Source organism: Stieleria marina (assembly GCA_007741555.1).
Lineage (GTDB): Bacteria > Planctomycetota > Planctomycetia > Pirellulales > Pirellulaceae > K23-9.
In genome coordinates this window covers 7932347-7948699 of the sequence record CP036526.1, presented here as the reverse complement: position 1 = coordinate 7948699, position 16353 = coordinate 7932347, and the positions used below count along the sequence as shown (strand labels likewise).

Annotated in this window: 12 protein-coding genes; 4 read left to right on the top strand and 8 right to left on the bottom strand. The window is 54.6% G+C overall.

Translation table 11 applies throughout. From position 1 onward, the window contains the following. Positions 1-143: 143 nt before the first annotated feature. Positions 144-1310 (bottom strand): cysteine desulfurase family protein, encoded by a 1167-nt coding sequence (locus K239x_RS28125; protein ID WP_145421961.1) that lies wholly within the window; start codon positions 1308-1310, stop codon positions 144-146. A gap of 85 nt (positions 1311-1395) precedes the next feature. Further along, positions 1396-2070, bottom strand: a complete 675-nt coding sequence (locus K239x_RS28120) for a YceH family protein (RefSeq protein WP_145421958.1) — start codon at positions 2068-2070, stop codon at positions 1396-1398. 184 nt (positions 2071-2254) lie between these two features. Here K239x_RS28120 and K239x_RS28115 point away from each other — a divergent pair, with 184 nt between their 5' ends. The 3 genes from K239x_RS28115 (at position 2255) to K239x_RS28105 (ending at position 5484) form a co-directional block, all read left to right on the top strand. Next, on the top strand, positions 2255-3871 hold the full coding sequence (locus K239x_RS28115) for a sulfatase family protein (RefSeq protein WP_145421955.1): 1617 nt from the start codon (positions 2255-2257) through the stop codon (positions 3869-3871). A gap of 111 nt (positions 3872-3982) precedes the next feature. After that, positions 3983-4321 carry a histidine triad nucleotide-binding protein gene (locus K239x_RS28110; protein ID WP_145421952.1) on the top strand — a complete coding sequence of 113 codons (339 nt, stop codon included), beginning with the start codon at positions 3983-3985 and terminating at the stop codon, positions 4319-4321. After that, positions 4321-5484 (top strand): aminotransferase class I/II-fold pyridoxal phosphate-dependent enzyme, encoded by a 1164-nt coding sequence (locus K239x_RS28105; protein WP_145421949.1) that lies wholly within the window; start codon positions 4321-4323, stop codon positions 5482-5484. Before K239x_RS28110 ends, K239x_RS28105 begins: the two co-directional genes overlap by 1 nt. Here the strand turns inward: K239x_RS28105 and K239x_RS28100 are convergent. The 6 genes from K239x_RS28100 to glgC all read right to left on the bottom strand — a co-directional run bounded on the left by K239x_RS28100 (position 5481) and on the right by glgC (position 14217). Then, positions 5481-6815, bottom strand: a complete 1335-nt coding sequence (locus tag K239x_RS28100; protein ID WP_145421947.1) for a formylmethanofuran dehydrogenase subunit B — start codon at positions 6813-6815, stop codon at positions 5481-5483. The two genes, K239x_RS28105 and K239x_RS28100, sit on opposite strands and share 4 nt — an antisense overlap. Before the next feature lie 204 nt (positions 6816-7019). Beyond that, the gene (locus K239x_RS28095) at positions 7020-7481 is read right to left on the bottom strand and encodes a hypothetical protein (protein ID WP_145421926.1); all 462 of its coding nucleotides are present in this window, start codon (positions 7479-7481) and stop codon (positions 7020-7022) included. Positions 7482-7524: 43 nt separating this feature from the next. Then, positions 7525-9174, bottom strand: a complete 1650-nt coding sequence (locus K239x_RS28090; RefSeq protein WP_145421923.1) for an AAA family ATPase — start codon at positions 9172-9174, stop codon at positions 7525-7527. A gap of 144 nt (positions 9175-9318) precedes the next feature. Continuing rightward, positions 9319-11475: a peptide MFS transporter gene (locus K239x_RS28085; RefSeq protein ID WP_145421920.1), complete on the bottom strand. Its 2157-nt coding sequence runs from the start codon at positions 11473-11475 to the stop codon at positions 9319-9321. Positions 11476-11732: 257 nt separating this feature from the next. Further along, positions 11733-12818: a diguanylate cyclase gene (locus K239x_RS28080; protein WP_419189479.1), complete on the bottom strand. Its 1086-nt coding sequence runs from the start codon at positions 12816-12818 to the stop codon at positions 11733-11735. Between the two features lie 121 nt (positions 12819-12939). Continuing rightward, the gene (glgC, locus tag K239x_RS28075) at positions 12940-14217 is read right to left on the bottom strand and encodes a glucose-1-phosphate adenylyltransferase (RefSeq protein ID WP_145421917.1); all 1278 of its coding nucleotides are present in this window, start codon (positions 14215-14217) and stop codon (positions 12940-12942) included. Between the two features lie 629 nt (positions 14218-14846). Here glgC and K239x_RS28070 point away from each other — a divergent pair. Next, positions 14847-16346, top strand: coding sequence for a Do family serine endopeptidase (locus K239x_RS28070; RefSeq protein ID WP_145421914.1), 1500 nt, complete (start codon positions 14847-14849; stop codon positions 16344-16346). Positions 16347-16353: the final 7 nt, after the last annotated feature.

The window sequence follows — 16353 nt, the reverse complement described above, 5'->3', positions numbered from 1 at the left end:
CAGAACACGAGCGGACAGATGCGAGAACTGAGCGTTGACAAACTAGGGGACTTGCGTCGAAAGAGTGGAGAACACTTTTCCGAGGGCAGCATTGTACGGGATATTCTCGAGAATCCAGAGGATATAGCGTAGTTATCAACAATTTATTTTGACCTTAACCTCCTGTAAACATTGGAGATACGGTCGATCGCCAAGTCAATTTCTTGCTCTGTGGAAAACCTAGACACTCCAAAACGCAGTGCCGATTCGACCAGCCTTTCGGAAATGCCCATCGCCAGCAGCACGTGGCTGGGCGGGCTGCTGCCGCTGCTACAAGCCGATCCACTGCTACAGGCGATTCCAGACAGATCCAGTGCCATCAACATCGATTGGCGATCGGTGCCAGGAAATGACAGGCAGCTGGTACCAGGCAGCCGTTTGGCCAGTTTGCCGTGAACAACGATGTCGGAAAATCGATCGCAGAGCTCGTTTTCTAAGTGATTACGCAGCTTTGACGTGTGATGGGCGGATTCGTCAAGCGTTGTTTCCGCGATCCGCAAAGCTTTCGCCATCCCGGCAATCAGGGCGACCGGTTCGGTGCCCGGACGTGACGCAAGTTGTTGTTCGCCGCCACGCAGGAGCGGATTCAGTGTCACTCCACCGTCCAACCACAACGCGCCCACGCCGGCTGCCCCGTGGAATTTGTGAGCCGTAAAAGTGACCGCTGACGCACCAATGTTTGACAGTCCAAAAGCCAACTTGCCGATCGACTGAGTCGCATCGATATGAAGTGGGACTCCAACACTTCGGCAAACTTCAGCGGCAGTATCGATTGATTGGATCACACCGGTTTCGTTGTTCGCCGACATCAGCGAAACGAGCGAAGCTTGATCGGAACCGCTGCCAATCTTGGCTTGCAGTTCGTCAACACAAACCACGCCGTCGGAATTAGCATCCAGCCAACGGACGCTGCGACCGGCAGATTGCTGGGCCAGAGCCAACTCCTGAGCCTGAGCAACGGCCAGAACGCTGGGGTGTTCGATGCGGCTGACTACCAGCGGTTGGGTTGGGTCGCCGATGCCACCGAGCGCAAGATTGTTTGACTCCGTTCCACCGCTGGTAAAGATCAAGCGGGGACCGCCAGGAAGCGAAAAGTCGGTGTCCAACACTTTTGCGATCGTCTGCATCGCCGATTCGATGATGCCATGCGCGGTCCGCCCGACCGCATGCTGACTGGACGCATTTGCGGGGCCAGCAGAGAGCACTTTGGTGATCACATCGACAACCGCGGGGTCGATGGCTGTCGTCGCGTTGTTGTCCAGATAGATCATTTAGCAGGTGATTCCAAGTTTTCGCGGCGCTCCGCAGCGGGTTGGTACCTCGATTGTTGTTAGCTCCGTTACTAAGAACACGATACTAGGATTCAAGTTCTTTGATACGGTTTTCTAGCTGATCGATTCTATCGCTGACCGTTTCTAACCGAGCCAGCAACTGATCGACTTTGGTCTGCGATTTTTTGGGAGCCGCGGTACTTACAGCAGCACGCTTTTCGACCTTGGCCTGTAAATACTGCTGTTCATCGGGCGGATAAAGCTTATGGGCAAACACTTGCCCGCGTCCCGGCGGAGAAACGGCCTGGACCAGGTCTTTGTCCAACAGCTCCTTGATCACCGCTTTGGCAGCGTCCAGATCACTGATCGCGTACATGCGAGAAGCACGAGTTCGGATTTCGCCAATGGTTTGTGGTCCGCGAAGCATCAGCTCTGTCATGACCGCGGCGCCGGCACTCTCCACCCCTAACCATTCGTAAGCAGCGTGCCGATATTTGGTCGCGCGACCACTGCCCTGCACTTCCAAGGAAGCGCCCAGGCCGCGTAGTTCGTCGAGTGCCAGAAGGGCATCTTCGTCGTCCAAGTCCATTTTGGGATCACGGTTCGACTTTTGGTTGCAACCACTGATAAGCGAAGCCAAAGTCAGCGGATAATTGTCCGGAGTGGTTTTGGCTTTTTCGACCAGAACACCTAGGACGCGGCGAGCATTGGGCGAAAGCGGCACTGGTCGTTTGGGTTCTTCACCCGGTTCTTCAGACATATGCGGATCGATCCTACGGCGAAAGCGAAAGACATTATCTTAGTAGTCCTACCAGACGCTGATAAGGCATTTGTCACTATGACGGGCTCTATCAAGGTTCTTTGAAGTGCAGAGAGTCCACCGGGCGTTCGGTCCTGACTACAATCTTGCGACTTCCCTCCCCCACCCTCTTTGGTTGATTAGCATGCGACAAATCCTCGCTTTAGGCTTCCTCCTGGTCAGCGCATTGCAATTGTCCGCTGCCGACCGCCCCAACATCGTGATGGCCTTTGCAGATGACTGGGGACAGTACGCCAGTGCTTATGGCAAACTTTCGCCGGGGGGAATTAGTGACGCGGCCAAGACACCGTACTTTGACCAAGTCGCTTCCGAAGGCGTCTTGTTCACTCGCGCATTTGTTAGTGCTCCGTCCTGCACGCCTTGCCGCAGTTCGCTGCTGTCGGGACAACACTTTTGGCGATGTGGACGCGCATCGATCTTGCAGGGTGCGATTTGGGATTTTTCGAGCCCCAGCTATCCGCTGTTGTTAGAAGATAGCGGCTATCGCATCGGACACACGTACAAAGTCTGGTCGCCAGGGTCGCCCGCCAATGCACCGCACGGGGACAGGCGGACCGCATTCAATTCGGCCGGAACCAAGTTCAATGGTTTTTCGCAGAACGCAATGAAGGGTGACGATCACGAAGCGGCCAGGCAGGGATTACTCCAAGAAGTCCGCGGAAACATTCGCTCGTTCTTGGATGCCGATGATGATGCCAAACTGGATAGCGACAAACCGTTTTGTTATTGGTTTGGCCCCACCAACGTTCATCGCAAATGGATCGCTGGCAGCGGAAAGAAACTCTGGGGTATCGACCCCGATTCGTTGAAAGGAAAGCTGCCAGCTTTCCTACCGGATGTCGATGTCGTTCGTGAAGACTTCGCTGATTACCTTGGCGAGGCCGCAGCGTTTGATGCGGGACTGGGCGTCATCATCGAAGAACTGAAACGGATCGGACAGTACGACAACACGATTTTGGTTGTCAGTGGTGACCACGGCGTGCCAGGCGTCACGCGTGGAAAATGCCACTTGTATGACTTCGGAACCAAAGTACCGCTTGCGATTCGGTGGCCCGGCGGCATTACCAAAACCGGGCGAGTGGTTGATGATTTCGTCACGCTACCTGATTTGGCACCTACGTTCTTAGAACTCGGCGGCGTCGATGCTCCCGCAAACATGACCGCGCGGTCGTTGGTCGACATTCTGAAAAGTGAATCCGAAGGGCAAGTCGATCCGGCTCGTGACGCAGTCTTTACCGGTCGCGAACGCCACGTCGCCGCGGCACGGACCGATAACAAGCCGTTTCCACAACGTGCGATTCGGACGGACGACTATCTGTATATCATTAATTTTCAGCCAGACCGTTGGCCCATGGGAACCGGTCCGGGATACGGCGACCCGGATGCTCCGCTTCCGAGCTACGAAGACCTCCGCGAAAACACATTTGCAGCGTTTGCGGACTTGGACGCCAGCCCGACGAAAGCTTGGGTGGCGACGCGGCGGGATGAAGATCCGAAGTCGTTTGAGTACGCGTTTGGTCGTGTTCCCAAGTACGAGTTGTACGACATGCACAAGGACGAACACTGCATCACAAACCTAGCCGACGACGAATCGATGGCCGGTGTCCGCCAAGAGCTTCACGATCGGTTGATGAACGAATTGAAATCAACCGGCGACCCACGAATCTCCGAGGACGTCGTGTTCGAAAAATCGCCCTACACTGATCCCGTCAGCAAGCGACCCAAACGCAAAAAGAAGTAGCCAATAGGTCGTGTTGCCAATTGGTTGCTCGAATCGATGGGTCGGTGCCAGAATCGGGCGGGCTGGTTTACAATGGATCGGTCGAAAATTTCCCGCACGCGGAGCCCTTGAATGTCGTCCATCTTTACTAAGATCATCCAGCGTGAAATTCCGGCCGACATCGTCTACGAAGACGATTTGTGTTTGGCGTTTCGGGACATCGCACCCAAAGCGCCGACTCATATTTTGGTGATCCCCAAGAAAGAAATTGTTTCTCTGGCCGACCTGACCGACGAAGACGAAACCATCGTGGGTCGCTGCATCATGGCGGTTCACAAAGTCGCTGCTGCCGAAGGACTCAATGGCGGCTACCGACTGATCTGCAATTGCGGCGACGACGGTGGACAAGAAGTTCCTCATTTGCACTTTCACGTCATGGGTGGTCGCCAAATGAAGTGGCCACCAGGTTGATGAAAAAGTCGAATCCCTATGGATATCTCACTGATCGCTTAAGCGATCTCGATCAACAGCAGCGATTGCGGAGCCTCATTCCACGCATTGCCCGGGGCACTCGGATCGTTGAACCAGATGGCACGGAATTAGTCAATTTTGGCGGCAATGACTATCTAGGTTTTGCGTCGGAGCCTGTGAGGAAAGGGCATTTCGATACGCTTCGTGGAAGCGGTGCGAGTGCACTGGTGTGCGGCTGGACAGCGGAGCATCAGCGGTTAGCCGAAACGATCGCCGACTTTGAATCGACCGAAGCGGCGGTTGTATTCCCCAGCGGGTTTGTGGCGTGCAGCGGAACGACCGCGACGCTTGCCGAAGAGGGAGACTTGATTCTTAGCGATCGACTAAACCATGCATCGCTGATCGATGGATGCCGAATGAGTAAAGCAGAGTGCATGGTCTACCCTCATCTGTCGTTCGAATATGTCGCTGATGTACTGCGTAAAAAGCGACAGCAGTACCAGCGTGTCTGGATCGTCACCGACGGCGTGTTCAGCATGGATGGGCATGTTGCGCCGCTTCGCGAACTGGCTCAATTGGCAGCTGAATACAATTCGCAATTGATCGTTGATGAAGCTCATGGGACCGGTGTGTTGGGCGCGAACGGGACCGGGGTTTGTGAAGCTCTGGGGGTCAAGGAGCAGGTCGCGATTCGGATCGGAACGCTTAGCAAAGCGATCGGCGGTCAGGGAGGATTTGTTGCCGGCCCGAAAGTCGTGATCGACTATCTAATCAATCGTTGTCGCACGCTGATTTACAGCACTTCGTTGGCGCCAGCGTCGGTGCTAGCGGCGTTGGCGGCATTTGAACTAGTGCGCGACGAACCGGGACGTCGTCACCACGTTTGCAGTCTTGCACAAAGACTTCGAGGTCGATTGTCGATTCATGTCGACGAGACCGAATCGGGAGTGCCGATCATTCCGATCCTGATCGGCAGCGATGCGGATGCGATCAAGCTTTCCAGTCAGCTTCGTGCGAAGGGGTTCTTTGTCCCGGCGATCCGGCCGCCCACAGTTCCCGAAGGCACGGCGCGTTTAAGAGTTTCGCTTAGCGCAGCTCACACGGAGCAAATGGTTGATGAACTGGCCGACGCGATCCATGGTTTTCTACACTCACAGAACTAAAGCGTTGGATCCAGTTCTTTCAGTTTTTTTAGCAAGTCTTGCAAGACGGTTTCGTCGGTGGGCAAATCGCTCGGGACCATTTTCTTAAGGTCCAGAGGCACGTTATCCATTCGGTACGCGGTGCCCGGCGCGTGCAGTCCATAGACGGCGGTGGTGAATGCCACGTCCGCGACAAAAGGTTTTTCTGAACCGGGATAGTCCAAAATAACTGAAGGGATTTTGGCCAGATGCGTCTTCGCTTCTGAAGTGAGATGCTGCACTGTTTCGGCACCGACCAGGAGAGCCGCGTCCACGTCGCCGCGTTCGAGAAGTTCGTTGGTGGTGTATTCACCGGGATTGTAGCGAGGGTATCCACGCGAAAAATCGACAGCGAAAGGGTATGCCGTTTGCCAACAAAGAACATTGTCGGCACCGGAAACGTCGCCCTGCAATCGCATTCGACGTGCGGTGAATCGAGTGATGGCGTTTAGTTCGGCGACCAAGTGCAACAGGGCTGCAACGTTGATGTGACCTATACCGGTTCGCTCTGTGCCACCCCAGGAACCGGTTTCGGCCAGACCCAGTCCAAAGAAGAACACGCCGTAGTGGCAATCGCAGATCATCTTCATCAGTGTGCGAAAATCATCGCTGACATCGTCGACCGGTTTACCCTGGGCCGTGATGTGCTGAACCATTCGATTCAGCGTCGACAACATTTCAAAGTCCTTGCCCTTGGGCACGGCGATGGTCAGATCGGGTTCGGTTCCGTTGTGGTCCAGTCGCCATTGGTGGATTTGATCTTCGCTGCCAATCATCACGATCTTGCGATCCGCTCGACCGCCGGGAATCAACTGTCCTTTTGCCGTTACGCTGTAACGTTCTGCATGTCGCGGGTGCGAATCCGCTGGATTGCATCCCCAAAAGATGACCAGATCGGCGCGATTTCGGACTTCGCCTAGCGTGCAAGTGACTTCGCCGAATTCTTGTAACGCCATGATGGACGGTCCGTGACACAACGATGCCGTCGTGTCGACAACACCCCGGAGGGCCTCGCCCAGTTCGACGGCCGCGCGCTGACCCGGCGTGGAGCTTCGCGAGAGCCCATAGATCAGCGGATAATCGGCTTGATTCAGAAGGTCGGCGGCCCGATCGATCCCGTCTGCATAAGCCAGAGAGCCCGCGGGTGAAACGACGGCTTGCGAAACCTTTTGCAGCTTCGACGCAAACCAATTGCGACCCAGCGAGCAGCCAGGTTGAAAATCGATCAGTTCGTTTTGACCTAACGTCAAAGTGACGTCATCGCAAAGACACGCACAGCCAGGGCATACGACGTTTTTAAAAGTCTGCGTCAAACGATTAGGTTCCTGTTAGCTGTGTGGGCTTGCGAGTGCCGGTCTGCCGTTTCCCCGGTCTGCCGTTCGACTGCACCATAATCCGAATCCCTTTTTTCCTCGACCAGAGCACCAGTCAAACGATACCTTTCTGCCGAATTTTACGTCCAGGAATACACAAAGCCGTCCGGATCTGCAAAGCGGATTGTGCTTTGGCTGGTTTCTTTACTTCAGTTGGCGTGTATCGCTTACGCCGCACACACGCTGCAGGATTTTCGGGGTGACCACAGCTTCGCGAAAAATGACCCCGCCCACTGCTCCGACCAACGCCAAGAAGGCGGCGATGAATATTCCAGTCAACCCGCCGATGGTCAGGCACACAGCGGTACCAATCATAAAACCGATGAACAAACCAGCTCCACCGAGCGCCAGCAAACCCTGGTTGGAACACAGCATGCGGTCGGTGTCGCTCGCCTTGCGTCCGTGACGCTGGTAGTAATCAGGAATCGATTCGCCTGTGTCGGTCCAGACGAATTCGTCAATCGAAAACATGTCTTCGCATTGGCTGCAAAACGTGCGATTCATCCCGGCCAGTGGATCCGACATCGCATGAAACTCTGGCCCAGAGACTTCCGTTTCGGCACTGCATTTTTTGTGCGTGTAGCAGCGTGACTCTGGCGTGGTCATGAGAGAGCTTTGATAAGGACGCTGAGATGGAAGTCGCTAGGCGCTAGCATGCCGGTAGCTCGGATACTTCTGCCCAAGACGCGTGTTGAACATGTTCGCACTTGTTGCATTTAATTTTGCCACCCAGCGCGGCAGGCTGTATGCGAACGTGTCGATTGCATTGTTGACAGACGATTCGCAGTCGATGGGGTTGGCAGGCCAGTTCCGCCAGTCGGCTGCTACTCAGCCCCGGTACGCTGATGTCTTCGACCGTGAACTTGGTGAGCAACAACTCAGTCAATTCACTGACTTCGGCTATCCGATCAGCCAAGTGACGCACGGTGTCTTCAAACGCGTTTCGCACTAATCGACCATTGCCAAAATGGCGATCGCGTTTGTTGTACAGTTCATGAAAGCCTAACAGCAGCCGATGTCGAGCGTCACTGGGCAATTGATATTGGTTCTCGTTGCACATCGATTCAAAGATGTGCCCTAAGTCCGCCGGTGAATAATCATCGAATTCAATCTGCGTGTTGATGCGCGATGAAAGGCCCGGGTTGCTACGGATCATCTGTTCCATTTCGTCACAGTATCCGGCCAACACAACAGCCATCGAATCGCGATCGTCTTCCATCCGTTTCAACAAGGTTTGAATCGCTTCGCGGCCGTAGGCATCGTCGCCGGATGCATCAATCAAACTGTAGGCTTCATCGATAAACAAAACTCCGCCGATCGCGGCATCACAAAGTTTGTTCGTCTTGGGAGCTGTCTGGCCCGCGTATTCCGCTACCAGTCCGCTGCGGTCGGTTTCGACGACGTGACCGCTTGGCAATGTCCCCATCGCTCCCAAAATCTGTCCGACGATTCTGGCGACCGTCGTTTTCCCTGTGCCTGGATTACCGATGAACGACATGTGCAAGCTGATTGGCATTGTTGTCAAACCGGCGTCACGACGTTCTTGCTGGAGCCGTAGAAAATTGGCGTAGCTGCGGACTCGTTCTTTAACACCTCTTAATCCGATCAAGGTATCCAGTTCACCCATGGCCTTGGCCAACTTGGCCTGGCGGTCCGCGTCACTGATCGGCTCTGCCGGCGTATCGGGCAACGTTTGCTGAGCTTGCTCCTTCTCCTGTGCAAGTTGACTGCGTCGTTTGCTCGAAGGCGTCGAAAGCGGTGCCAGGGTTTCGTCTGGTTTTGCGGGATGCAGAGCAGCGTCGATCTCACGCTGCAGCGTATGCAGCGCGACCGATTCTTCGGGCATCGTTTGTCCGTCACATTTTGCGACCAAATTGGCCAGTCGCATCACGATTGTTTCCACTTGCGCTTTGCTGTCGGCCAAGGGGTGGTAGCGGACAAACGGGGCCACCAATGATTCCCAATTCAGCCGGTCGGCTTGCTGGAACAGACCTGTGGCAGCTTCACGCAATTGCCGGCCCGCAAGTTCTTCGCCCCAGAGATGTTCGATCATGGCGGCAGCGACCAACTTTTCCGGGCCGGTCCAGCGATCGTCGGCGCGAACAATCGTCACATAGACTTTGATCAGTAGCCCGCGGTGCAGGTCATCCATCAACGCCACAAACTGATCAGCGTTCCCTTCGATCAGGGTAGGATAGCGTTTGACCATCCATGATCCGCAGTGTTGATACAGCTTGCCGCAATCACGAATCACTCGCCGCAGCATGCCGATCAGTCGTGCATCATCAACGGGGTTCATACAGAAAGTTTAATTCAGCCAGTGACAAAACAGCGGAAGCACAACTCGAGCGATTTGATCGCGATGTTAGTCTAATGGCTGAATCGCCTCATGGGAGAGGCGCAGGTGTTTCGCATACGGACGAATAATCGGGATCGACCGCATTCAGCTGGCACTAACTTGCGTTTCCACTGGGTTTCCGTCGTCGTCCAGCACAACGCCTTCGTGCATCCAGTTTTTCAAAATTGGTGACAGAATGATGCAAAGAATCCCCGACGCAATCGCCGTCATGGCAATGCTCCCAAACACATCCCCGTAGATGTGCACAGTGTCTTTGGGTGCAGGCAGGTCAGCGCCTCCGCCTCCATGTCCGCCCACGCTGGTAAATTGCGAGATGATGGCAGCTAGGTACTGGCTGAAAGCGGTTGCCAAGAACCATGCTCCCATCAGCGTGCTCACCAATATTTTGGGGCTCAGTTTGGTCATCGTCGAAAGCCCAACCGGAGACAAGCAAAGTTCGCCCGTTGTTTGGAGCAAAATGCCGAGGGTCAACCAACTGATCGCGACCATTCCGACGGAGGTACAGTTCTGGGCTCCCAGCCAAAAGGCACCGAATCCGAGCCCCAGTTGTATCAGTCCCAAGCCAAACTTGATGGGGGCACTGGGGTCCATGTTTTTGCGTCGCAGCGCCGACCAAAGCCAGTTAAAGACGAGCGCAAAGATCAGAATGAAGATCGCATTAAAGGATTGAAAAATCGACGCTGGAAGTTCATCCAATCGGCTGGCGATACCCATCCCGACATTGGAGTCGGCAACGTTCCAATCGACTTCAATTTTATCCAGATTGGGCGTCTCTTTAATGATCTTGCGCAGCTGGTCGAGATCGGAGTTTGTAAAGGCTTTGCCGCTATCAAACTGGTAGCCCAACTGAGCTTGGGTAGGTTCGATCCGAATCGTCGTACCAACCATCTCGTCAGTGACGGCTGTCGTTTCGCCGACCCGGTCGATATTACGATCGGTAAAGTTGTTGACACTACTGCCGGCTTGTTCAAAGAACGCAAAGAACAACATTTGGAAAAAGATCAGCACCAGTGCAGCAATCATGCGTTCGCGTTGCACTTTATTCAGCTTGAACGTTTCGATGATCAGATAGCCGAAAGCCAGTATCCCCAAGACCGTCAGCACCAATCCGGCTGGTTTGCTGACCTCTTCCAAGAAGATTCCTGCGATGGTCCCTGCGAATGATGAACCATCGCCTTTGACGGAATCGATCGTCTCTTGGTTGATCAGTTTGTAAGTCTCCCCGCGAAGCTTCGGTTCCACCGAAATACCCGCTGCCTGCACCTGTGCCACGGTATCAGCATCGACGTTTAGTTTTTCCAGGAATGCGACTCGTTCTTGCAGTAGCACATCCTTTGTCTTCAGGACTGCGTCAGCGGCGGGCTGAGTGAAGGGCGAAAAACCTGATACCAAGAGTGCAAAAATAGGAATGGAGATTGCGATACCCGTATAAATTTTCCAATCATGTTTGGAGCTTACGCCTTCGGGGCGTCCACCTGCCCAAGTGGGCAATCCACCTCGCGACAGTGCGATCCAGGCAACGACGGCGGCAGCCATCAAACAGACCGCTACAAAGATGTTGATCAGGATTGCGTAAATGTTGTCGGGTCGGAACAACAGCATTCCGACGGAGGAGGCAATCGCACCCGCCATGATCAGCAGCTGAGTCACTAGATTGGGCATGACAAATACGGCGAGCCCGATCAACATGCCGATGGTCGCCAACCCAAATCCGTAATGCCATCCGTAGGTCTCTCCAACGAATCCGCATAACAACGGGCTCATTGCGGCACCGAGGTTAATGCCGGTGTAAAAAATATTGAATCCGTCGTCACGCCTACGATCACCTTGTCGGTACAGCGATCCCACCGTCGTCGAAATATTCGGTTTGAAAAAACCATTGCCGACAATCAGCAGCGCTAGCGCGAAAAAGAACGGCCACTCTGATTCGATGGTCATCAGCAGGTGCCCGGCGGCCATCAGCAGCCCTCCGATCACCACCGCGATCCGCTTGCCCAAGATCTTGTCAGCCAGCAGTCCACCAATGAACGGAGTCATGTAGACCAGAGCTGTGTAGGCACCGTAGACGGTGTAGGCCTGGGCGTCGCCATACCCCAAGAAACCCTTGATCATGTAAAAGATCAGCAGGGCCCGCATTCCGTAGTACGAAAATCGCTCCCACATTTCGGCAAAGAACAGTGTGTATAGGCCCGAAGGATGCCCGAAGACTTTGGGTTGCTGTTCAATTTGCGCTTGAGACATGTATCTCTTCTCTAATATTTTGAAGTTCGAGAACGGGCCTCACCAATGCCGATTCATCGCGTCGTACAACGTGCGACGCGGTCAGGTGAGGTGCGTGGAGATAAGGATAGCGACATTTTGGCTGAATCAATACGCCGGATACCTTCGCTCGGTTTGGGAACACCGAATTCGTTGCCCGATTGGATTGCGGCGTCTTCCACAACAACCTCAAACACTCCGATTCAAAAACTGAATCGCCCAACCCTCCCCTGCGTCGACTACAAATTGCGAGCGGTTTCGGGAGATCCGACCAGCGTCGGTTCGCGGCCATCGTGGTAGTAGACACGGTTGCGACCAAAATTTTTGGCGGCGTACAGAGCTTCGTCGGCGCGACGCACGACGCTACTGGCACTTGCGTCGTCCATCGGTTCGCTTAGGCCGACGCTCATTGAAGTGGTCAGTTTCATCTTTTCCAATTCCAAGCCACGTTGGCAAAGACTTCGGCGAATGGTGTCCAATTGCCGAGCGGCCGACAGCAACGGACCGTCCATGATCACGGCAAACTCTTCGCCGCCGAATCGGGACACCATCAAGGTTTCGCTTAGACATTGCTTGAGCAGATTGGAAATCGCTTGCAGTGCCGCGTCGCCGGTTTGATGACCGTGTGTGTCATTGACCATTTTAAAGTGATCGATATCGATCAGAGCAACGACGAAGGATCGACCACCGCGACGGTAGTTGCGAAACAATTCTTCCAAGCGTTGATCAAACGCTCGGCGGTTAAACAGACCTGTCAGTGAATCGGTGCGGGCTTCGTTGAGATAGCATTCGATCTGACGAGTCTTTTGTTCGAGCTGAAATTCAGCGGCGTCGAGTCTTTGTTGAAGCTGCCCGCTATTCTGCATGAATTGCTGCAACAGCATGGTGATGCGTTCGCTGGTGTCACCGATTTTTGGGTCGCTGCCAGAGTTTTGTTGCACGCTACGGCTCAGTTCGCCTAGCTCATTTTGGTATTCCGACAACTGACCGGAGTACTCGTTTGACCAAGTGCCGATTTCGCGTAGTAATTCAAGCATCCGCTGTCGTTCGGCTGGCTCAATGGCTCGTTGTAGTTCCGCAGCAGTGTCGGACGGGACTGCGTGGCGGACCTGTTTTGACGTGCGCTTGCCAAGTACGTATCCCAACCCAAACGTGAAGACCAGGATGCCGATCGCGCTGATGATCAACAGCGGCCAAGAAATGCTCAGCGGAGCGGCAGAGCTATCGCTGGCGGCGGCCCACAACGCAACACGCATCGACGCGGTCATCCAAACTTGTTCGGAGCCGATCACAGCTAACGACAACATGCTTGAACTGAGCAACATGCGTTGGGTGAATTTGGCCTAACGGAGGGACGGATAAAAGAGACGGGTACAGGAGATAGGTGAATCGAACAAATCGAGCAAAGCTGCGGGAGTCGAGTCACTGAAATCAGGCCCGCTGCGATCAAAGACCGGGTTCGGCGGACAACGTCTCGGACTGATCGCTCTGACTTTGAATCAGTTCGCCACGAGCAATCACCACTAGCCCACTGTCGGTCACGGTGAAGCCGCGAGCCAAGTCAGCTTTGCGATCATAGCCGATTTCGGTTTCCGGCGGGATCTGCACACCTTTGTCGACGATCACGCGTTTCAGACGACTGCGGCGACCCACGACGACTTCATCAAACAAGATGCTGTCTTCGACATGGGCGTAACTATTCACCCGTACGTTGGGGCCGATGATGCTACGTGCCACCGAACCGCCACTCAAAATCGCGCCCTGGCAAACGATCGAATCGAGTGCTTGTCCGCGACGAGTAGTGCCGCGGCTTTCGCTGCCGAAAACAAATTTCGGCGGCGGCAACATAGGTTGATGAGCACGGACGGGCCACTTTTGATCATACAGATTCAATAGTGGATCGACGTCGATCAAATCCATTGTCGCTTCGTAGTAGGCGTCGATCGTACCAACGTCACGCCAGTAAGCATCGCGCTTACGATTTTCGTCTAAGAACGGAAACGCAGAGACTTTGAATCCATCGGCAATCGCACCCGGAATGATATTCTTGCCAAAATCATGATCGCTATCTTCGCGTGTCGCGTCCGCGCAAAGCGCTTCGTACAGAAACCGCGCGTTGAACACATAGATGCCCATCGACGCCAGACAAATATCCGGGTCGTCCGGTGTCGGCATCGGATCGTCAGGCTTTTCTTGGAAGCCAGTGATTTGGTTGTCCAAGTCTACTTGCATGACGCCGAACTCACGTGCTGCATCGCGGCCTACACGAAGGGCACCCACGGTGATGTCGGATCCGGTTTTGCGATGGAAGTCGACCATCGTCTTGTAATTCATTTTGTAGATATGGTCGCCAGCGAGCACGACCACATCCTCGGGCTGTTCACGTTCGATGGCGTAGATGTTTTGGTAGACGGCATCGGCAGTGCCTTGATACCAGTTGTCGTCGATGCGTTGCTGAGGCGGAACGACGTCGATAAATTCGCCTAGCTCGCGGCAAAAATAATTTCGCCAAGCAACGTTGATGTGTCGGTCCAGAGACTGAGCCTTGTACTGCGTCAACAACAGCAGTCGACGCATGTCACTGTTCAGACAATTGCTGAGGACAAAATCAATGATGCGATAAAGTCCGCCGAACGGAACCGCAGGTTTGGCGCGGTCGCGCGTCAACGGTTCCAGACGCGAACCGCGTCCTCCCGCCAAGATGACCGTCAAAGTGTCTCGCATACCACTTGTTCCTTCCCTGATTTTGTCGGTCCACACCCGTGTGAACTCGTACCCTCGTAAATAAGCTATCAGATTGTTTCAGCGGCGGGTACGCGAATAGTCGACACTCAATTTGCCTATTTTGCCCGGTCGATGATATCTATCAGCCGGTTTGACGATGGCACGCTGATTGCTATGAATTGGCTTCTTGCCATTTGCGGTGCCAACTTGGCATTTCCGGCGGACGTTGCCTCGAAAACACCCTTGGTTGAACCGGTATCAGCGGCCCCGTTTTGTCGCGGACGAACAATTTCGGCCAGCGACGTGGGTCAATGAAGTGGGTGAAATGAGGTGGGTCAACGACGTGCCCTGCTGTATCAGCCGCCTGAAGTTGCCCTTCCGGCAACCCGGTCGTTGATGTTGCAGCCAGTTAACGTGCGAGCAATTGCCCCGTCCGGAGGCCCGCGCAGTGGTCGCCCGGTGGTCCGCTGCAGTGGTTCGCCCCGTGAGGTGTGGCTGACGGCGGTACCGGTCAAGAATGCCCGCGATGGATGCCGTGACGATCACCCTCTCGACGGGTTTGTGTCGTGAATCGCCATTAATATGGTGCTGCTACTTTCAATTGATGTTCCTCACACAGGAGTCCTGTTGTGCCCGATATTTGGAAAAATGTGAGCGTTGTGTTCACTGCTGCGTTAGTTGGTTCATTGATTACCGGGGCGATGATTAGTCAGCCGACCCGACTACAAAGTGACGCGATCGCTCAGGACCGCGGTGGGAATTTGACAACCCATCAAGCCGCGAATCTAGACACCGCTCAGGATCTTTCATCGGCCTTTCGCAATGTCGCCGACATGCTCCGGCCCAGCGTCGTCAGCATCAGTACTAAACAGACGCGCATCATTCGGCGAGCCGGTCGGGGTCTGCCTCGCGGATTCCGAACTCCGCCCGGATTCGAGGACTTTTTTAACCAACAACAGGGCCCCGAGGAGCGCCAAGAACGCTCCGTCGGCAGTGGCAGCGGCGTCATTGTTCGCCAGGACGGATACATCCTGACAAACAACCATGTCATCCAAGGCGCCGACGCATTGGAAGTCGAATTCAGTGATGGCAGCAGCGCTCCGGGCAAGATTGTTGGGACCGACCCGGACACGGACTTGGCGGTTGTCAAAGTCGATCTGCCAAATTTGAAAGCGGTGAAGTTTGGTGACTCCGACAAGATTCGCGTTGGTGATTGGGTTCTGGCGATCGGTAGTCCGTTCGGTTTAGACCAAACGGTGACGGCCGGTATCATCAGCGGCAAAAACCGCGATCAAGACATCATCGGTGAAGACGGCGAAGGCTTTGAAGATTTTTTGCAAACCGATGCCGCGATCAACCCCGGCAACTCCGGCGGCGCCTTGGTGAACTTGCGCGGTGAACTAGTCGGCATCAACACGGCGATCCTTTCGCGAAGTGGAGCCAGTGCTGGAATCGGTTTTGCCATTCCCGTCGGATTGGCCCGTCCGGTGCTCAGTTCCATCATCGAAACCGGAACCGTGCGGCGAGGGTTCTTGGGAGCAGGGGTACGAGACCTGACGCCCAGCATTGTCAAAGAATTCAACTTGCCAGTGACAGCAGGCGCATTGATTGGCAATGTTTTGGAAGGCAAACCGGCCGCCAACGCGGGTTTGAAACCAGGTGACATCGTGACGCGGATGGATAGCCGAATTGTCACCAGCGGTTCGCAACTGCGCAACTACATCGCTGGTCGTTTGCCAGGCGCTGTGGTGGTGATGGACATCAACCGCGATGGCAAACCGATGCAAGTGAAAGTGAACTTGCAAGAACGAACCGATTCGGTGATGGCGGCGTTCAAAGCCGGTGAAGTGATGGGGGCAGAGTTGATTCCGGCAAATGAAGAGACCGCGCGCGAGTACGGCTACAGTGATTTGAAAAGTGGTTTGATCGTAACAAACGTCAAGGACGGCACGGATGCGGAAAACGCAGGTTTGAAACCAGGCGACATCATAGAATCGGCCGCCGGAGCACCGCTGAAATCAGTGGCCGATTTCGAGAAGATTCTGGATGCCGGTACGCAGCGGCAACAGAACATTCGCGTGATTGTTCGCCGAGCGAACGAACGGATGCTAATGGTTGTCCGTCCGTAGTTTGGAA